This window comes from Bacillus sp. RK1064 (assembly GCF_051488405.1).
Classification (GTDB): domain Bacteria; phylum Bacillota; class Bacilli; order Bacillales; family Bacillaceae; genus Bacillus.
Genome location: NZ_JBPSCZ010000001.1, coordinates 2,816,558 through 2,834,738 on the forward strand (window position 1 = coordinate 2,816,558; position 18,181 = coordinate 2,834,738).

Here is an 18,181-nt window from a genome sequence, read left to right on the forward strand (position 1 = left end):
TTGTATGATGAAATTAGCAAATAAAGGGGGAAATATTTTGGGATTAACACCATTACAAGAGACGTGGGATTTAGATGCCTTTTTTAAAGGAGGCAGTTCTTCACCAGAATTTAAAACATACCTGCAACACATTCAGCAGCTATTAAATGAATTACGACAAAAGGTCGATGCCTTTTCAAAAGAAGATACACACATTGAAAGCAGGTTAACGTCTGTCCTTGACACGTATGAAACGACATATAAAAAACTGTCTCAAGCAGGTTCATTTGTTTCCTGTCTTCAATCTCAAAATACAAAGGATATGAAGGCTGGCAGTCTTCGAGGTACGATTGCCAAGCTGGAAGCTGATTTAGGTACCATTCTTGCGCTGTTTGATCAAGCGCTTGCTGCCATCTCTCCTAGCAAATGGGAAGATCTCATGAATTCAGAAGCCTTTTCAGATGTGCGCTACATATTAAATGAACGAAGAGAGCGCGTGAAGGATCAATTGCCTGTTGAACAAGAAACATTGATACAAAAATTAGCTGTAGATGGCTACCATGCGTGGGATGAGCTTTATTCTAGCTTGGTGAATAAGATTATGATTCCATTTGAACAAGATGGTGTAACGCAGATGATCTCTGTCGGCCAAGCGGAAAATGCGATGGATGATTCAGATCGTGAAGTCAGAAAGGCCGTATATCATAACTTAGAGCACGCATGGACGCAGGATGAACATCTATTTGCAAGCACCCTAAACCATCTGGCAGGTTTTCGTTTACAAGTATATGAAGCAAGAAGCTGGGATCATATTTTAAAAGAGCCGCTTGATATTTGCCGCATGAAACAAGAAACCCTTGATGCAATGTGGTCTGTGATTGATGAACATAAGCAGCCATTCATTGACTACTTACATCGAAAAGCTGACATGCTTGGAGTGGATAAGCTAAGCTGGTTTGATGTTGGGGCTCCTATTGGCAGTGAGACCAAGATCTATCCGTATCAAGAAGCAGCTGCTTTTATTGTGAAACATTTCGCTGGATTTGGAGAAGAGCTTGCTGCCTTTACAGAAAAAGCCTTTAATGAACGCTGGGTAGAAGCTGAAGATCGTCCAAACAAACGAGTAGGCGGATTTTGTACAAATTTCCCTGACAGCGGGGAGTCACGCATTTTTATGACCTTCTCAGGAAGTCCATCCAATGTGGCGACACTCGCGCATGAGCTTGGTCATTCGTTCCATCAGGAAGTGATGCAGGATGTTCGCATTCTTAATCGCAAATATGCGATGAATGTAGCTGAAACGGCGTCGACATTCGCAGAAATGATTGTGGCTGATGCTTCATTAAAAGAAGCGGCAAATGAAGAGGAGCGTCTCAGCTTGTTAGAGGATAAGCTGCAGCGGAGTGTAGCATTTTTCATGAATATTCAATCTCGTTTCTTATTTGAACAGCGTTTTTATGAAGAGCGTAAACAAGGAGAAGTGCCGGCGGATCGGTTGAATGAGCTGATGGTAGAAGCGCAGAAGGAAGCCTTCGGTGACTCTTTAGATGAATACCATCCACATTTCTGGGCGTCTAAGCTGCATTTCCATATCACAGGTGTACCGTTTTATAATTTCCCATACACATTTGGCTACATGTTCTCGCTAGGGATTTATTCAAAAGCCTTGCAGGCTGGTACTTCGTTTGAAGAGAAGTACATTGCATTACTAAAGGATACAGCTTCAATGACAGTAGAAGATTTGGCCTATAAGCACTTAGGCGTCGATCTTACCCAAAAAGACTTTTGGGAGGAAGCCATTGGTTTAGCTGTAGCAGACGCTGAAGAGTTTTTAGAAGCGACGAAAAAGTAAAAATGAAAAGCTCCTATTACGGGAGCTTTTTTGCTGGTTTTAGCCATTCAAGCATGGTCTGAATGATATCCTTTTGCTGCGTGAGGGCTGGAATGTCCGCAGGCTGATCACCTTTTTGTTTGCCGTACATGCCAAACTGAGCATGGTTCCCGCCTTTTATTTCATGGTAAACGGTTTGAGACGGCAGATTTGTTTTCGATTTCTTGATTTTCTCTTGTGTCGCAAGCCCATCCTTTTCACCTGATATAGAGAGTACGTTCAAGGACGATGATTTCAAGTTATCTGATGCTGGATAAGACGCAAGGAAAAAGAGACCGTCGAGCTTGCGCTGGTTTTTTTCTGCAAACATAGCGGCAGCTGTTCCGCCTAGTGAATGACCGCCAATATACCAGTGTTTGATCGTTTGATGAACTTTCATAATATCGTGTGCTTTGTTTGTATTAAAAATCGCAAACGAAAATGGCATGTCAGGGATAAAGACAGAATAACCTTTTTTCATCAGTTCATTCCCGATATTGGCGTACGAAAGTGGTTCTACCTTTGCCCCGGGATAGAGAATAATACCAGTATCGCTTTTTGCTGATGCAAATGTATACACATCGTTTTTATGTTCCACTTGCTCGATGTTCACTTGCTTTTTTAATGCGGCGGATGGTCCGTATGTAAAGCGGCTCCATGTATAGAAAGCACCAAAAGCCAAGATGATCAGTGCAAGTAATGTCATGCCTGTTATCTTCAGTATTTTCTTCATCGCATGTCCCTTCTTTCTCATGTACATATTAAATATACCATCATTTGCTCCTATGCCAAACGGCAAGTACGCTGATCCGTTTGTGTGATAAAGTATTAATCCATTAGCACTGCATTTGGCTGTTATTTACATTCGTTTTAGGAGGGCTTAAAATAGGTGTGCATTCAGAAGTAACGGAGGAAGAAAGACATGAAGCAGGGACATTCACAATTATGGATTGAAGCGAAAAATTACTTGTTCATTTTAATCGGATCAGCCATTGTGGCGATTGGATTTAATACGTTATTATTACCGAATCAGATTGCTGCAGGTGGAGTGAGCGGTATTAGTACGATTATGCAGTCATTCGGCTTTGAGGCGGCGTATGTGCAATGGGGACTCAATATTCCGCTGTTTATCGCTGGTTTTTATTTATTAGGCGGGACATTTGGCGTGAAAACGCTCGTTGGCTCTATTTTTTTACCTTCGATGGTGTTTGTCACAAGACATATTGCACCTGTGACACATGAAGCGCTCTTAGCAGCCATTTTTGGCGGAGTGGTGATTGGGATCGGAATAGGGCTCGTGTTCCTTGGAAATGGATCAACAGGTGGAACGGCGCTCGCTGCCAAAATCATCAATAAATATACAGGCCTCACGCTTGGCACCTGTTTAGCGATGATGGATGGCCTAATTGTCCTGGCTGCGATGACTGTTTTTGGGATTGAAGAGGGACTGTACGCTGTCATTGGTGTGTTTATTTCAAGTAAAACGATTGATGTTGTACAGGCCGGCTTCAGTCATTCGAAAATGGCGATGATCATTACAGGGCATGAGGATGAGGTCAGGCAGGCAGTATTTGATCAAATTGACCGTGGTGTCACAAAGATCTCAGCAGTCGGTGGATATACCGACCATGACCGTCCAATTCTGATGTGTGTCGTTGGGCAGTCACAATTCACAAAGTTGAAACAAGTGGTGAAAGCAATCGATGCATCAGCATTTGTCATCGTAATGGATGCAAAAGAGGTGCTTGGTGAGGGTTTTAAAAGGGCGTAAACAAGGATATAATAGCGTTGACCAAATGATTGTAAGGGAGGGAAATTGATGAAAAAAAGCGGATTAATGATGCTGTTTGCAGTGATGCTTCTTGTTCTTGCGGCTTGTGGAGGAAATTCAGGCAGCAGTGACAAAGAAGGCAGCAAAAGTGCTTCAACTGTGAGCAGTGGTGAGGAAATTTATCAGCAAAACTGTATTGGCTGTCATGGGAAAGACCTATCTGGTGGAGGCGGACCAAGCCTGAAAGAAGTAGGGAAGAAATATAATGAAAGCCAAATCGCAGATATTGCACAGAATGGTAAAGGCTCTATGCCAAGCGGAATGGTAGATGAGAAGCAAGCAAAAGAAGTGGCAAAATGGCTTGCAGAGAAAAAATAAAACCTTTGTCTAATCGACAAGGTTTTTTTGTTTTTATATGTAGAAAAAGATTTTTGAATAGTATGAAAACGTATTATATTAAATTTTATTAAAAAAATAAGGGTAGAAAGACATGTTTATCGGTTTTAATTGTTCCTTTTACCTTTTAACTATAAGTTTTGAAATATAAATGTAATACCATTGCGTCGATTCATGACGTATAATTGGAGTTGTTGAAATTTAGACGATTCATTTTTTTCATCTTTTTGGATGAAAAGGACATAAATTGCTTGTACGTATCGAAGGGTATGTGCGTGACCATACATAACGTTTTTTGACGATAAGTGTCAAAACATCATGATAAGCTGTTAGTCAGCAATAAGAAAAGATTAGGTGATTACATGATTGAAATGAAGGAAGTCTACAAGATCTATCCTAACGGTGTAAAGGCGATCAATGGAATCAATGTCTCTATCCACCCAGGAGAGTTTGTGTATGTTGTTGGTCCCAGTGGTGCTGGTAAATCCACTTTCATCAAAATGATGTATCGTGAAGAGAAGCCAACCAAAGGGAAAATCTTAATTAATAGCAGAGATTTAGCCTCAATTAAGGAAAAAGAAATTCCTTACGTAAGAAGAGAAATTGGCGTAGTATTCCAAGATTTCAAACTACTTCCAACCCTCACGGTGTTTGAGAATGTGGCATTTGCTCTTGAAGTCATTGGGGAACAGCCTCATATCATTAAGAAAAAGGTGCTGGATGTACTTGATTTGGTACAGCTCAAGCACAAAGCACGACAATTTCCTGACCAGCTGTCTGGCGGTGAACAGCAGCGTGTATCTATCGCTCGCTCGATCGTGAATAGTCCTGAGGTTGTCATTGCAGATGAGCCGACAGGAAACCTTGATCCAGACACATCTTTGGAAATCATGAAGACACTCGAAGAGATTAATAACCGCGGAACAACAGTCGTCATGGCGACACACAACAAAGAAATTGTAAACAGCATGAAGAAACGTGTCATCGCAATCGAAGATGGAATGATTGTGCGTGACGAAGCAAGAGGGGAGTACGGCATTTATGATTAAAACTCTCTCGCGGCATTTACGTGAGAGCTTCCGTTCACTTGGAAGAAACACGTGGATGACATTTGCATCAATTAGTGCGGTCACTGTCACATTGATTTTAGTTGGGGTTTTTCTTGTGATTATGCTCAACTTGAATAACATGGCATCGAACGCTGAAAAAGAAGTAGAAGTAAAAGTGTTAATCGAATTAACGGCGAATCAAAAGCAGCAGGATGAATTAAAAGCAGAAATTGAGAAGATTCCTGAAATCAGTGATGTGAAGTACTCATCTAAAGATGACGAACTAAAAGCGCTGATTAAAAGCTTTGGTGAAAATGGACAATCCATGGGACTTGTTGATCAAGAAAACCCATTAAACGATGCGTTTATTGTGAAAACATCAGATCCACACGATACACCAAAAGTAGCGAAGAAATTAGAAAACTTAAAGGGTACGTATAAAGTAACCTATGGAAAAGAAGAAGTCAGCCGACTCTTTAATGTGGTCGGAGTGGCGCGAAATGTAGGTATTGCGCTCATTATTGGGCTTTTATTTACAGCCATGTTCTTGATCTCTAATACGATCAAAATTACGATTTTTGCTAGACGTAAAGAAATCGAGATTATGAAACTCGTAGGTGCAACGAACTGGTTTATCCGCTGGCCATTCTTTATTGAAGGATTACTGCTTGGTGTATTTGGTTCCATTATACCAATCGCTCTATTGCTTGGCACATATCAATATGCAGTGGGCTGGGTGGCACCGAGAGTACAAGGCTCATTTATTTCCATGCTTCCATATAACCCGTTTGTCTATCAAGTTTCACTGGTCCTTCTATTGATCGGTGCAATCATTGGTGTATGGGGAAGCTTGACGTCCATCCGTAAATTCTTAAAAGTATAAATCTATTTTTGATGGCAGCACTCGAGAATTTGATAGAAGGTGTGACCGGTTGAACCGATTCATCCGGTCGACTCTTTATGCAGGCAGTTGTCATAGGAGGGGAATATCGTTTTGAAAAGAAAGCTGATGATGGCTGGAATGGCAGCGTTTATTGGAACAACGTGGCTATACATTCCAGGGAACGAGAATCGTGCATTCGCATACGAAGACCTAGATCAAAAACGTCAACAAATCGAAGAGAAAACATCAAAGACTGAATCAACTTTGAAGAAAAAGAAATCAGAGCTGGCTAAGCTTGAAAAGAAAGAATCCAAGCTCAAAAAAGAAATTGAAAAGATTGACCACAAGGTAAGTGCTGCAACTGAAAAAGTCGCTGAAAAAGAAAAAGAAGTCAAACAAACGAAGCAAGAGATCAAGAAACTAAAAAAAGACATTCAAGTCATCAATGATCGAATTGAAAAAAGAAAAGCTATATTCAAAGATCGAATTCGTTCGATGCAAAAAAGCGGCGGTACGATCAACTATTTAGATGTGCTGCTGGGTGCTCGCAGCTTTAGTGATTTTGTCGGTCGTGTTGGAGCTGTCACAACCATTGTCGAAGCAGACAAAGACATGATTACAGAACATGAAAATGATTTAAAGCTGGTGGAGCAAAAAGAAGCAGAGCTAAATAATCAGCTAAATGGACTTGAAACATCTCTGAAAGAGCTAGAAGAGCTGAAAAAGGATTTGTCTAAACAGCAAAAAGAAAAAGAGAAAATCTTAGGGGATGTCACAGATAAAAAGAACCATGCCCATGATGAATTAGGCAAACTTGAAAATGAACAAGAAATTCTAGCGAACCAAAAAGCGGCTGTGAAGTCTGAGGAAGCACGCCGCCAAAAGGAAGAAGCGAAGAGAGCAGAACAAGCAGCTGCTGAAAAAAGTGCACCTGCACCTCAAAGCGGCGGCTCGGATCAAGTATCTGATACACCAGCAAGCAGCTCCGGCTTTATTAAACCAGCTGCTGGCCGATTCTCATCTGGCTTTGGCGGACGTTCAGGCGGACAGCACTACGGTTTAGATATTGCAGCAAAAGGCACAGTATCTGTCGTCGCAGCTGCAGCTGGAACAGTCACGAACTCAAGCTACTCATCGAGCTACGGGAATGTGATATTCATTACGCATAATATCAATGGACAGACCTATCAAACGGTATATGCCCACCTGTCTACAAGAAGTGTGTCCACAGGGCAGAGAGTCGAGCAAGGACAATTCCTTGGATATATGGGGAATACAGGCCAATCACATGGTCAGCATCTCCACTTTGAAATTCATAAAGGATTATGGAATGGCGCTAAATCAAATGCAGTCAATCCAGCGCAATATATCCGCTAATCAAAAAGCCGATAACATCATGTTATCGGCCTTTTTTATTCTAAATGAAATTAAAATAACAGCAGTAAACCGGCAATAATAGGTGTTAACAGTACAGCCGATTTCAATAAGAGCTTCGGTGCAAGGCGTGTGAATTTTGCGCCAATAAATGCCCCTAATACTGTTCCAATTAAAATTTGAATCAGCAAGATAAAATCAACATAGCCCTCTGTAATGTATCCAATTCCACCACCGATGGAAATTGGAATAATGACAAGCATTGTCGTGCCAACTGCCTGTCGAATGGAAAGTCTCAGTAAAATCAAAAGTCCTACTTGAATAAATGGTGCAGACCCGATACCAAACATACCTGACAGCAATCCGGATACAAGTCCTAAAATAATACCCCTTATGAGCAGCTGACGTGAAGAAAGCGGCTGATGCTCAGTGTCTTCCTTAAGAACAAATAATTTGATCATCATAAACACAGCGGATAAAAAGAGCATTCCAGCTGTTAAATAGTGCAGACTTTCTTCTGGAATAAAAGGAGCAACCTTAGCTCCTGCAAAAGAAGCAACACAAGCCAAAGCTCCGACAATCAAACCAGATTTCAGCTGAATATTCCCTTCCCGGTAGTGGCTGTATGCACCTGATAACGTCGTAAATGCCATTGCGGCTAAAGACGTCCCGAGTGCGGTATGGATAGGGATATCAAAAATTAACGTAAGCAATGCGATGACAAAACCAGCCCCGCCTGCTCCTACAAATCCTAATAAAATTCCTAATAAAAGCATCGTCAATATAATATACATAGCGAAGACTCCTTCTCGATCATAACAAAATAAAAATTACACCTAATGAAATGATTAGTCAAGCCTTCGCGGGAGAATGTCTTTACATGAAATCCCTTCTTCTGGCATATAATAACTCAGGTCATCAGGAAGAGTTGAAGAAGGAGGCCAAATATGAAAAAACAAATCGCATCTATTATGGCAAGTGTCGTTCTATTAATAAGTGCAGGGGTGATGACGCATAAAGAAGGAACTCATGCAGAGTCACCGCAAGCAGCTGCTGCAATGGCTGGACAAGCTCAATCAAGTGATAAGGCGAAAGAGAATGGGATGGAGAAAATCGAGAAAGCCTATGACCTGATATCGAATGAATATGTAGAGGAAGTGGATCGCCAAAAGCTGCTTGAAGGCGCCATTCAAGGAATGCTTTCAACTTTAAATGATCCGTATTCAGTATACATGGACAAGCAAACCGCCAAGCAATTTTCTGATTCGCTTGATTCTTCTTTTGAGGGAATTGGGGCAGAAGTGGGAATGGATGAAGGAAAAATCATTATCGTCTCTGCCTTTAAAAAATCCCCTGCGGCAAAAGCAGGTCTAAAGCCGAAAGATGAAATCATCAGCATTGATGGTGAGCCAATGAAAGATAAAAGCTTAAACGATGCTGTACTGAAAATCAGAGGAAAAAAGGGAACATCTGTCGCTCTGAAAATCAGACGAAACGGGATTGAAAAAGAGTTAACATTCCATATCAAACGAGAAGAAATTCCGCTTGAAACCGTAACTTCTTCTGTGAAAGAGGTAAATGGTCATAAAACGGGCTATATCGCGATCTCTAGCTTTTCTGAAGATACTGCGAAGGATTTCACGTCAAGCCTGAAACAGCTCGAGAAAAAGGGCATAGAAGGTCTTGTGCTGGATGTGAGAGGGAACCCTGGCGGCTATCTGCAAAGTGTAGAAGACATTTTGAAGCATTTTATTACGAAGGATCAGCCTTATATTCAAATTGCAGAACGGAACGGCGACAGGAAACGATATTTTTCAAAACGGAAAGAACAGAAGCCTTACCCAGTTAATGTCTTAATCGATAAAGGCAGTGCATCCGCTTCTGAAATACTTGCTGGTGCTATGAAAGAAGCCGGAAAATATGAAGTCGTCGGTGATGTCTCCTTTGGGAAAGGCACTGTGCAGCAGGCGGTTCCAATGGGTGACGGCAGTAACATTAAATTAACGCTGTATAAATGGCTCACGCCAAAAGGGAATTGGATTCACAAAAAAGGTGTCGTACCGACAATTGCGATTCATCAGCCAGATTACTTTACCGTAGGCCCACTTCAACTGAAAGAACCGCTTCAGCTGGATATGAACAATGAAGAAGTGAGACAAGCACAGACGCTGTTAAAGGGATTGTCATTTGACCCCGGCAGAGTAGACGGCTACTTTGATGAAGAAACGAAAAAGGCGGTGCTAGCCTTCCAAAGCACATACAATCTCGATAAATCAGGTGTGATTGATCTGAAGACAGCAAAAATGATGAACAAAATGGTGGATGAAGTGAAATCCTATGAGAAAAATGATCTTCAACTGCAGACTGCACTAAAAGCACTATATCTTAAAAAATAAAGAGGCGAATAAATGCCTCTTTTTTTTGGTTCATAAGTGTCACGAACATGTAATAGTTTATTCTTAAAAATAAATTATATCGAGAAATATATTCATTTATTTTACAAAAAACATAACATTCCTTCGATTTTACCCGATAACATATTTATATAAGAGACTTTCTGTTGATTTAAACATGTCATGAAAATGAAACTTTTGAAAGTTGTATGTTACATAAATAATTCTTACAATATAAAGTAGCACTCATTTTAAATATTTTATTTTTTGCGGATATTCAGCTTGAGCATTAAGCTGTACCGAGGTTTGCGCTTTTCTTAAAAGAACTAGTAAATGGGGGTACACAATTGAAAAGGGCAAGTATTGTGAGAGAGAAAAAATATTACGAGTTGGTAGAGGAGCTTAAGAGTCGTACGAAAGATGTGACGTTTTCCGCTACAAAGGCATTAAGTCTGCTCATGCTGTTAAGCAGGTACTTGGTCAATTACACAACGGTAGAATCAGTCGACGAAATCGATGAAGACTGTGCTGAGATATACTTCAATTATTTAATGGATAATCATAAGAGACTTGGTATAAACTTAACCGACATCAAGAGGTCGATGCAGCTGCTCGGCGGCATACTAGATGTAGATGTCAATCACTACTTAAAAGATTTTTCACTGTCGAATGTCACACTTTGGATGAATCAGGAGAAATAAACCTGGTGTCAAGCATCGATTTATTTGATAGAATAAGAGAAAATGCTTGACTTGGGCGGTGAACGATAATGAGCTCGGAGTGGATGGGAGCTGGATTAAAAGCGGTCGGTCTGTTTTTAATCCACCCTCTTTTTTATTTCATGATATTAATCAGCCTGTTACATGGCTACATCCGCGTAAAGCGGGAGAGAAAAGCGTTTCAAACAAGAATAGAAGATGTATACGATGAACTTAAATTTACATATTCAAAGGGATGGATTCTAGGGATTTGCCTATCCATCATTTCAGTAGGCTTAGGGATTGCCCTCCCGCCTGGATTCATCGTGCTGATTGCAGCGATGACCATCGTTTGCTCTTTATTCTTTAAGGCGAGTGCGCTTTCGTCTGCATACACACTCGGTTTCAGTTTTATTGCGGCACTTGGACTGATGTTTTTCCAAGTGAGCCATTCTTGGCTGCCGCAGCTCTCAATGATGAATGCATCAGCCGTTGTTATTTTGCTAGGTCTTTTATTAATGACCGAGGGGATTCTAGCCTATCGAACGGCACATTTACGAACATCGCCTGCAATGGTGATGAGTGCGAGAGGACTTTTGATTGGCCAGCAGCGGGCAAACCGCCTGTGGCTTTTACCGCTTGTTTTGCTGATGCCGGCAGGTGAATTTACTTCTTCTCTGCCATGGTGGCCGGTGCTTCAAGTACACGATCAAAGCTTTTCATTTATTTTGATTCCATACATCATCGGTTTCGGGCAGCGGATTCAAGGATCACTGCCAATTGTGAGCATTCAAATTACGGCACGGCGTATTCTTATGCTTGGACTCGCTGTTGCTTTACTAGGTGCTGCAAGTATTTGGTTTGAGCCGATTGCATGGGGAGCTGTATTGATAGCGATTGTCGGAAGAGCTTTCCTCTCATGGAAACAGAGAGTCAATGACAATGCGGCTCCATTCTACTTCTCTAAGCGTAATCAAGGGCTGATGGTGCTGGGAATCATTCCGAATACACCTGCAGCTGATTTAAAGCTTGAGATCGGAGAAGTCATTACAAAGGTGAATGGAATTGAAGTCAAAACCGTTTCGGAATTTTACGAAGCCCTTCAAACCAATCGTGCTCTGACAAAGCTTGAGATCATTGGCTTGAATGGTCAGACAAGGTTTGAGAAACGCGCTTCTTACGAAGGGGAGCATCATCAGCTTGGCATCCTGTTTGTGAAGGATGATCCACAGCAAGAATCAACGGCGATTTCATCATAAAAAAAAGCTGCTAGAGATGGCAGCTTTTTTCTTTTGGGCGAGCTTCTTTTCCATAGGATTCGCCCCATTCACGCATAGCGAAGATGATGGGTTTTAAAGTATCTCCAAGAGAAGTGAGTGAATATTCGACACGAGGAGGGACCTCCTCATAGACTTTTCTGTGAACAACGCCGTCTTGTTCTAGCTCGCGCAATTGCAGCGTGAGAACACGCTGAGAAATCCTTGGCAGAAGCCGGCGTAATTCGTTGTATCGTTTTGGACCGCAAGTCAAATGATAAAGGATCACTCCTTTCCATTTTCCTCCTATTACACTCGTTGTGGTTGAAACGGGACAGCCATGATTGACAATACTGACTGGATTGGATGGTGCACTCATCTTTACACTCCTTTCTAAGACGAAATGGGTGATAAACGAACATGATTGTACCTAACGAACAAAAATGTGCGTACTTGAATCAATGGAAGCTTTTCTTTTACCATAGAGATATCACATCACACATTCGGGCTGTTTGTTTTATTATCATAACAATTTCTATATGGGAATGGAAAGAAATTGGATTGATGAAACTTCTCACCCTAATCGTTCACTAGAAAGGATGAATACCATGCGAGACAAAGAGCAATTAAAAAAAGAAATCATTGAGGCGTATGAATTCCGTCATGCGACAAAAGAGTTTGACCCGACGAAAAAGATTCCAGAAGATGACTTTGCGTTCATTTTAGAAACAGGAAGACTCTCCCCAAGCTCTGTCGGATTTGAGCCTTGGAAATTTCTCGTCGTTCAAAATGAAGCATTTAGAGAGAAATTAAAAGAATATACATGGGGTGCGCAAAAGCAGCTTCCAACTGCCAGCCATTTTGTGATCATTTTGGCAAGAACAGACGCCCGGTATGATTCAGCATATGCAGAATACATCAACAAGGAAATCAAGGGAATGACAGACGAAACGTTTGAAATGGTAAAAGAACGCTACAAAGAATTCCAAGAGAATGATCTTCATTTGATGGAAAATGACCGTACGCTCTTCGATTGGGCTTCCAAACAAACGTATATTGCCCTTGGAAATATGATGACAGCCGCGGCACAAATCGGCATTGATTCATGCCCTGTTGAGGGATTCAGCTACGATGAGATTCATCGTATTCTTAAGGAAGAAGAATTACTTGAAGGTGGTCAGTACGACATCTCTGTCATGGCAGCCTTTGGGTATCGAGTCATTGAGCCAAAGCGCGGCAAAACGCGTCGTCCGATGGATGAAGTAGCCGTTTGGATTCGTTAAAAGAAAATGTCTGAAAAAGGCTGTTGACAATTGCGTGGTTAGTCAGTATATTTAAAAAATAAAATCTTTGATAAATAGACAAATTGACTATAAAACGCTTTGACTTGAGAATAGTAAATGAATATCCGTTTTCTAAGAGAGCTGCGGGGTGGTGCAACGCAGTAAAACGAATCATTGAACTCGCTCAAGGAGCGGCAAGACTGAATGAATAGTAAGTCTTTACGTGTGACCTCCGTTATCGGGTTTCAAGTTGGATTCAGCTATGTCTGAATCAATAAGAGTGGTAACGCGGTTGCAAGGTCAGTCGTCTCTTCAAGGAGATGACTGGCCTTTTTATATGCTTTTATCTTATATTTGTCTGAAGATTCAAATTTAAAGGAGCTATAGAAAATGGAAAAGGAACATGTGCAGTTAAAACGAACAATGACGTCAAGGCATATCATGATGCTCGCACTTGGCGGTGCCATCGGTGCTGGTCTGTTTAAAGGAAGCAGTTCTGCCATTGATATCGCTGGTCCTGCTGTCATTTTGGCATATATGATTGGTGGTCTTATTTTATTATTTATTATGCAAGGACTTGCCGAAATGACGGTTGCACGACCTGGCGCTAGAACATTTCGTGATTTAATTGAACCTGTGTTAGGCAAATACCCCGCCTATTTCTTAGACTGGATCTATTGGAAAATGTGGGTGCTGAACATTGCAGCAGAAGCGATCGTGTCTGCAATCTTTATTCAGTACTGGTTCCCGCAAGTACCAATATGGACACTTGTGTTAATCATTTCACTTGTTGTGACATTGATCAATGTTTGTTCAGTCAAAATGTTTGCTGAGACAGAATACTGGTTAGCCTCTATAAAAATTGCTGTCATTCTTTTATTTATTATCATTGGGTTAACGATGCTGTTTGTCTCATTCGGACAGCATGCAGCACCGGGATTATCCAACTTAACCGACCACGGGGGATTTTTCCCGAATGGAACGGGCGGCTTAATTGCGGCAATGCTGGTGGTCGTGTATTCATATGGGGGAACTGAAATGATTGGGGTCACATTAGCAGAAACAAAAAACCCTGAAAAAGTCATCCCAAAGGCCATTCAAAGTACATTTGTACGAATCATCGGTTTTTATGTACTTCCGTTCTTCATCATCGTCAGCTTGATTCCTTGGAATCAAGTAAACAATGAGCAAGTGAGTCCATTCGTCACGGTGTTTGCAACGATTGGTGTGCCATATGCAAGTGATATCATGAACGGGATTATTTTACTAGCGATCTTGTCTTCTATGAACTCTGGTCTGTATGCTTCTTCAAGGGTACTATTTACACAGGCGATGGATGGCCGTGTATGGAAGGGTTTTTCTAAGCTGTCGAAACAGCAGGTGCCAGTCAGAGCGATTCTAGTATGTACATCTACTTTGTATGCAGCCGTATTAATCTCTCTTTTTGTAGGAAGTCAAACCTTTAATTATTTAATGGGATCTTTAAGCTACACAGTCTTATTCATCTGGTTTATTATTGCTGTCGGGCATCTAAAGTCTCGAAGCGTAACAGCACCAGGAGGATATCGCGTCAAGCTGTATCCTTTCACGACATGGTTTTCTGTCATTGCGATCATTGCCATTTTTATTGGCGTAGTATCAACAACTCCGATCGTCCAAACCTTGGTCACAATGGGTATCTATCTCATCATCACTCTTTCTTTCTTCATCAATAGAAAGCGGTTTGAAACAGTTGTTTAATTTAAAAGCGTGCAGGACTTTTGAAGAAGGTCTGGCACGCTTTTTTAATGTAGTTTTATTGTTTGAACTGAAGCAATCGACTCTCCTTTTGAAAGGAATTGATGCATAAAAGTAGATGATCAAAAAGGGGCTGAAAATAGCTGTTCGAATTTAGACGACTGATGCGTATATATGGATCAAGCGAATGACCCTACCTTTAAAATCGAATTTGTTATGTCGTAGGCAGGTCTTCATCGATCGGAGTATTTGGCAGCTGAATGATGGCTGTCGTACTGCATCCTGGCTCAGATTGAATATCGAACGTGCCATGATGTTTTTTCATGATTTGATAGACAATGGCTAGTCCAAGACCGGAGCCGCCATCTTTTCTCGTACGTGCCTTATTTACTCGGTAAAATCGCTCAGAAACATGTGGAAGGTCTTCTTTTGGAATGCCGTTGCCCTCATCTGTCACTCTCAATTCAGCCATATGCTGGTGAACTAGTAATTCAATCGAGATCGATTTTCCAGAGGGAGTGTAATGAATGGCATTGTCCAGTAAATTACGAACCACTTGTTGCAGCCGATCGCTATCGCCATACACAATACAATCCTCATCAAGTGTTCGTTTCAGATAAATGCCTTTTTGATTAGCGATAAATGCCATTTGATCAAGAACGTCATGAATCAGCTGTGCAAAGACAATTGGCTCCATCGTTAGTGGATAAGAATCACCTTCTAGCTGCGCAAGGTCTAAAAGATCGTGCACAAGCCGGCTTAAACGTGCGGCCTCATCCTGGATGATGTGCATTCCTTTTTTTTGATCAATGATCCCTTCTTCAATTCCTTCAGCATATCCTTTCATATAACTTAGCGGAGTCCGAAGTTCGTGAGAGACATTCGCAAGAAATTCCCTGCGGTGCTGCTCAACTTTTTCAAGGGTAGAAGACAGTTTGTTAAAGGAGCGGCTCAGCTGGTTTAACTCATCTCCATTTTTGGTCACTGCCATACGTTTTGAAAAATCACCAGATTCCATTTCCATAGCAATTTCTTTCATTTGATTAATTGTCCGCACGACTTTATTGGAGCTTTTATATCCGATAAAGAAAATCAGGAGCAGGATCAATAAAATGGATATGCCAAGTGTCAATCTGATTTGGACAAAGGGTTCATACACATCCGATAAGGGCATGGATAGAAAAATTGCCCCCGATAGCTCATCTTTGCTTGAGAAAACAGGGATGGCGATGCCAAGAATATCTTGATGAAACTGTGAGTGTTCTCTAATCAGCACGACGGTTTCCCCTTGAAGGAGCTTTTGGCGTTCCTTGAACGTAATGAGATTATCATTTGTGTTCGTATCAAAAGGAAGACCACTTGAAAGCTCCATTGGGTCATCTGTAAAAATAATGTTCGCCTGACTTGAGTCGTTTGCCCATTTTATTCTATCGGTAAAATACGTATCTTTCCCGTGTTTATGATAGATTTGTGCCAGCTTTTTACCTTGTAAACTTAAGGAATCGATCTGTTTATCAATATATAAGTGCTGGTATAAGTAATAGGTAAGGGCAAGAGCTGAGGCAGCAACGATTCCGGTCACTACAAGGATTAAGAAGAGCACTTTCTTTTTAATCGATAAAGGCTTCATTCTTCCTCCTCAAACTTATAGCCGACACCCCAAACGGTTTTAATATGCCGTTCCGCTCCCTTTAATTTCAGTCGCAGCGTTTTGATATGTGTATCGACTGTTCGTAAAGAGCCGCTCGTGGAATGTGATTCCCACAATTTTTGATAGAGCTGTTCTCGTGAAAACACTTGGCCTTGATTGAGTAAAAGAAACATGAGTAAATCGAATTCTCTTCTAGTTAAATTAATGGGTTCCTGATGGATATAGACTTGTCTGCCATCCTGATCAATCTCCATGTTGCCAATCTGTATTCGGCTGCGCTTTAGCGAAAGACCTCTAATTCGTCTCAAGGTTGTTTCAATTCTTGCTGCAAGCTCACGTAGACTGAAAGGCTTCATGATGTAGTCATCCGCACCAATTTCTAGACCTCTAATTCGATCCTCCTCATTACTTCTAGCTGTTAAGAATAAAATGGGGATTTGAGATGTTTGCCGAATACGCTGGCAGACTTCAAATCCATCCATATCAGGCATCATGATATCCAGTACAACAAGGTCAACGGGTTCCTTTTCAAGCTGGCGTAAGGCATCCATTCCATTATTAGCTGTGATGATGTGAAAGCCTTGTCTCTTTAAAAAGGATCCGATTAACTCAAGCATATCGAACTCATCGTCTACGATTAAAATATGCATTTGTTCTTTCATTTCTTTTCCTCCAACACGATAGCATAAGGTCCTGATGGGACATTCAGTCGATTTTTCATCATGAATGTATGTTTATCGATAATTGATACTGAATTGTCATCTAAGTTACTCACATATATTGATGTGGTATCAGCGGTGATATAATTCGGGTTTTGACCAGTTTCAACAGAAGCAAGCTGCTTATTTGTCTCTGTATCTACTTTGTACAGCGTATGATCTCCATGACAAAGTACATATAAAGTAGAAGAATTTTTCTCTGAAAAGAATGCAACGGGCATAACGCCTAGTTTCATTTCTCGCTGCTTTTTACCTGTTTTTGGGTCGTAAGAAAAAATGCTTTTATTTAAGGTACCTTGTTTACCGTGTCCACCGACCCAAATGGACTTTCCATCAAAATGAATACCAGAAGGCCGTTCAAGTACAGAGAACGTACGTATATGTTTTTGCTTCTCAATATCTATGACGGAGACAGTATGACTTTCTGCATTTAAAACAAATAAAGTACCTGAAGAAGAAAATGTCATAGAAGAAGGTAACTTTCCGGTCTTCACAGTTGCTTTTATTTTTTTACGCTGCGTATCAATAAAATAAACGACATTTTTCTGTGTATCCGCTGCAATTAAGGTGTGAGAAGCTGCATCATATGTAAGAGAAGTCAGCCCTTTATTCACATCCATATAATCTGTTGCTGTACCTTTTTTTAAATTAATTTCGATAAGCGATTCTCCTTCTTTACTTGTTGCAATGATGACGTCTTTGTTGATTTGGATAAGGTCAGTGAGCGGATGTTTTAAATCAACGGAAGAGATCATTTTATTCTTTTGTAAATCAACTATTGAAAAGGAAGCTTTTTTTAATTGAGAGATGACCGCGATCGATTGAGAGCTGCCAGGTGGATTAAATTGCTGGTCTTTGCCACAGCCTGACAGGAATAATATTAGAGCTGATAAACAGATCAAAACATATTTTGCACGTTCCATTCTTCCGCTCCTTTGCGTCCTATATTTTCAAAAAGCATACCACAAAAATTGTGAAAAAAAATCGAAGTTATCAGTACTGGAAGAGATGAAAAACAGCTTTTAGGTGGGTGAACGGGGACAATTTCGATCGAAAGTTCCTTTTTTGTCTAGTCATATGGCTTTTTTTCATCTTTAAAAAAGGATTTTCAATATTTGATTA

General features: G+C 40.9%; 17 protein-coding genes and 1 other annotated feature. Of the genes, 11 read left to right on the forward strand and 6 right to left on the reverse strand.

The window, feature by feature from the left end; all coding sequences use genetic code 11:
* Positions 1–37: 37 nt before the first annotated feature.
* Positions 38–1,831: a M3 family oligoendopeptidase gene (locus tag ACSSTM_RS14370; protein WP_437404215.1), complete on the forward strand. Its 1,794-nt coding sequence runs from the start codon at positions 38–40 to the stop codon at positions 1,829–1,831.
* A gap of 16 nt (positions 1,832–1,847) precedes the next feature.
* Here ACSSTM_RS14370 and ACSSTM_RS14375 read toward each other — a convergent pair whose 3' ends face one another.
* Positions 1,848–2,582: an alpha/beta family hydrolase gene (locus ACSSTM_RS14375; RefSeq protein ID WP_034660132.1), complete on the reverse strand. Its 735-nt coding sequence runs from the start codon at positions 2,580–2,582 to the stop codon at positions 1,848–1,850.
* Between the two features lie 189 nt (positions 2,583–2,771).
* Here ACSSTM_RS14375 and ACSSTM_RS14380 point away from each other — a divergent pair, with 189 nt between their 5' ends.
* The 5 genes from ACSSTM_RS14380 (at position 2,772) to ACSSTM_RS14400 (ending at position 7,325) form a co-directional block, all read left to right on the forward strand.
* A complete protein-coding gene (locus tag ACSSTM_RS14380; protein ID WP_034660131.1) occupies positions 2,772–3,620 on the forward strand; it encodes a YitT family protein in 849 nt (282 codons plus the stop codon).
* Positions 3,621–3,668: 48 nt separating this feature from the next.
* Positions 3,669–3,998 (forward strand): cytochrome c551, encoded by a 330-nt coding sequence (gene cccB / locus ACSSTM_RS14385; protein ID WP_034660130.1) that lies wholly within the window; start codon positions 3,669–3,671, stop codon positions 3,996–3,998.
* A 380-nt stretch (positions 3,999–4,378) separates the two neighbouring features.
* Entirely contained in the window at positions 4,379–5,065 is a 687-nt protein-coding gene (ftsE, locus tag ACSSTM_RS14390) for a cell division ATP-binding protein FtsE (protein WP_034660129.1), read from the forward strand.
* Positions 5,058–5,948: a permease-like cell division protein FtsX gene (gene ftsX / locus ACSSTM_RS14395; protein WP_034660128.1), complete on the forward strand. Its 891-nt coding sequence runs from the start codon at positions 5,058–5,060 to the stop codon at positions 5,946–5,948. Before ftsE ends, ftsX begins: the two co-directional genes overlap by 8 nt.
* A gap of 111 nt (positions 5,949–6,059) precedes the next feature.
* Complete coding sequence (locus ACSSTM_RS14400) at positions 6,060–7,325, forward strand: murein hydrolase activator EnvC family protein (protein ID WP_034660127.1); 1,266 nt, start codon at positions 6,060–6,062, stop codon at positions 7,323–7,325.
* Positions 7,326–7,375: 50 nt separating this feature from the next.
* Here the strand turns inward: ACSSTM_RS14400 and ACSSTM_RS14405 are convergent, their stop codons facing one another.
* Positions 7,376–8,116 (reverse strand): sulfite exporter TauE/SafE family protein, encoded by a 741-nt coding sequence (locus ACSSTM_RS14405; protein ID WP_034660126.1) that lies wholly within the window; start codon positions 8,114–8,116, stop codon positions 7,376–7,378.
* A gap of 153 nt (positions 8,117–8,269) precedes the next feature.
* On the opposite strand from ACSSTM_RS14405, the gene ctpB reads away from it, so the two are divergent.
* From ctpB to ACSSTM_RS14420, 3 genes are all read left to right on the forward strand, one after another.
* On the forward strand, positions 8,270–9,718 hold the full coding sequence (gene ctpB / locus ACSSTM_RS14410; protein ID WP_034660125.1) for a carboxy-terminal processing protease CtpB: 1,449 nt from the start codon (positions 8,270–8,272) through the stop codon (positions 9,716–9,718).
* A gap of 344 nt (positions 9,719–10,062) precedes the next feature.
* Positions 10,063–10,416: a swarming motility protein SwrAA gene (locus ACSSTM_RS14415; RefSeq protein WP_007500014.1), complete on the forward strand. Its 354-nt coding sequence runs from the start codon at positions 10,063–10,065 to the stop codon at positions 10,414–10,416.
* Positions 10,417–10,484: 68 nt separating this feature from the next.
* Complete coding sequence (locus ACSSTM_RS14420) at positions 10,485–11,672, forward strand: PDZ domain-containing protein (RefSeq protein WP_034660124.1); 1,188 nt, start codon at positions 10,485–10,487, stop codon at positions 11,670–11,672.
* A 10-nt stretch (positions 11,673–11,682) separates the two neighbouring features.
* On the opposite strand, the gene ACSSTM_RS14425 is transcribed toward ACSSTM_RS14420, so the two are convergent.
* Positions 11,683–12,048 carry a winged helix-turn-helix transcriptional regulator gene (locus ACSSTM_RS14425; protein WP_034660123.1) on the reverse strand — a complete coding sequence of 122 codons (366 nt, stop codon included), beginning with the start codon at positions 12,046–12,048 and terminating at the stop codon, positions 11,683–11,685.
* Between the two features lie 229 nt (positions 12,049–12,277).
* On the opposite strand from ACSSTM_RS14425, the gene ACSSTM_RS14430 reads away from it, so the two are divergent.
* Positions 12,278–12,952 (forward strand): NAD(P)H-dependent oxidoreductase, encoded by a 675-nt coding sequence (locus ACSSTM_RS14430; RefSeq protein WP_034660122.1) that lies wholly within the window; start codon positions 12,278–12,280, stop codon positions 12,950–12,952.
* A gap of 90 nt (positions 12,953–13,042) precedes the next feature.
* Positions 13,043–13,267 (forward strand) — a binding site (T-box leader).
* 75 nt (positions 13,268–13,342) lie between these two features.
* Positions 13,343–14,692: an amino acid permease gene (locus ACSSTM_RS14435; protein WP_034660121.1), complete on the forward strand. Its 1,350-nt coding sequence runs from the start codon at positions 13,343–13,345 to the stop codon at positions 14,690–14,692.
* A gap of 211 nt (positions 14,693–14,903) precedes the next feature.
* On the opposite strand, the gene ACSSTM_RS14440 is transcribed toward ACSSTM_RS14435, so the two are convergent.
* Genes ACSSTM_RS14440 through ACSSTM_RS14450 form a run of 3 tightly spaced genes read right to left on the reverse strand, consistent with a single transcriptional unit; the run spans position 14,904 to position 17,982 of the window.
* Complete coding sequence (locus ACSSTM_RS14440) at positions 14,904–16,319, reverse strand: HAMP domain-containing sensor histidine kinase (protein ID WP_095285736.1); 1,416 nt, start codon at positions 16,317–16,319, stop codon at positions 14,904–14,906.
* On the reverse strand, positions 16,316–17,002 hold the full coding sequence (locus tag ACSSTM_RS14445) for a response regulator transcription factor (RefSeq protein ID WP_034660119.1): 687 nt from the start codon (positions 17,000–17,002) through the stop codon (positions 16,316–16,318). The genes ACSSTM_RS14440 and ACSSTM_RS14445 overlap by 4 nt, the downstream gene beginning before the upstream one ends.
* Positions 16,999–17,982, reverse strand: a complete 984-nt coding sequence (locus ACSSTM_RS14450) for a YncE family protein (RefSeq protein ID WP_034660118.1) — start codon at positions 17,980–17,982, stop codon at positions 16,999–17,001. Before ACSSTM_RS14450 ends, ACSSTM_RS14445 begins: the two co-directional genes overlap by 4 nt.
* Between the last annotated feature and the right edge of the window lie 199 nt (positions 17,983–18,181).

What these genes read in the sequence shown, in the direction of transcription:
- cccB (WP_034660130.1), top strand. Translation starts at nt 3,669, where the DNA reads ATGAAAAAAAGCGGATTAATGATGCTGTTTGCAGTGATGCTTCTTGTT.
- ftsX (WP_034660128.1), top strand. Translation starts at nt 5,058, where the DNA reads ATGATTAAAACTCTCTCGCGGCATTTACGTGAGAGCTTCCGTTCACTT.
- ACSSTM_RS14405 (WP_034660126.1), bottom strand. Translation starts at nt 8,116, where the DNA reads ATGTATATTATATTGACGATGCTTTTATTAGGAATTTTATTAGGATTT.
- ACSSTM_RS14380 (WP_034660131.1), top strand. Translation starts at nt 2,772, where the DNA reads ATGAAGCAGGGACATTCACAATTATGGATTGAAGCGAAAAATTACTTG.
- ACSSTM_RS14375 (WP_034660132.1), bottom strand. Translation starts at nt 2,582, where the DNA reads ATGAAGAAAATACTGAAGATAACAGGCATGACATTACTTGCACTGATC.
- ACSSTM_RS14430 (WP_034660122.1), top strand. Translation starts at nt 12,278, where the DNA reads ATGCGAGACAAAGAGCAATTAAAAAAAGAAATCATTGAGGCGTATGAA.
- ftsE (WP_034660129.1), top strand. Translation starts at nt 4,379, where the DNA reads ATGATTGAAATGAAGGAAGTCTACAAGATCTATCCTAACGGTGTAAAG.
- ACSSTM_RS14435 (WP_034660121.1), top strand. Translation starts at nt 13,343, where the DNA reads ATGGAAAAGGAACATGTGCAGTTAAAACGAACAATGACGTCAAGGCAT.
- ACSSTM_RS14445 (WP_034660119.1), bottom strand. Translation starts at nt 17,002, where the DNA reads ATGAAAGAACAAATGCATATTTTAATCGTAGACGATGAGTTCGATATG.
- ACSSTM_RS14420 (WP_034660124.1), top strand. Translation starts at nt 10,485, where the DNA reads ATGAGCTCGGAGTGGATGGGAGCTGGATTAAAAGCGGTCGGTCTGTTT.
- ctpB (WP_034660125.1), top strand. Translation starts at nt 8,270, where the DNA reads ATGAAAAAACAAATCGCATCTATTATGGCAAGTGTCGTTCTATTAATA.
- ACSSTM_RS14450 (WP_034660118.1), bottom strand. Translation starts at nt 17,982, where the DNA reads ATGGAACGTGCAAAATATGTTTTGATCTGTTTATCAGCTCTAATATTA.
- ACSSTM_RS14440 (WP_095285736.1), bottom strand. Translation starts at nt 16,319, where the DNA reads ATGAAGCCTTTATCGATTAAAAAGAAAGTGCTCTTCTTAATCCTTGTA.
- ACSSTM_RS14425 (WP_034660123.1), bottom strand. Translation starts at nt 12,048, where the DNA reads ATGAGTGCACCATCCAATCCAGTCAGTATTGTCAATCATGGCTGTCCC.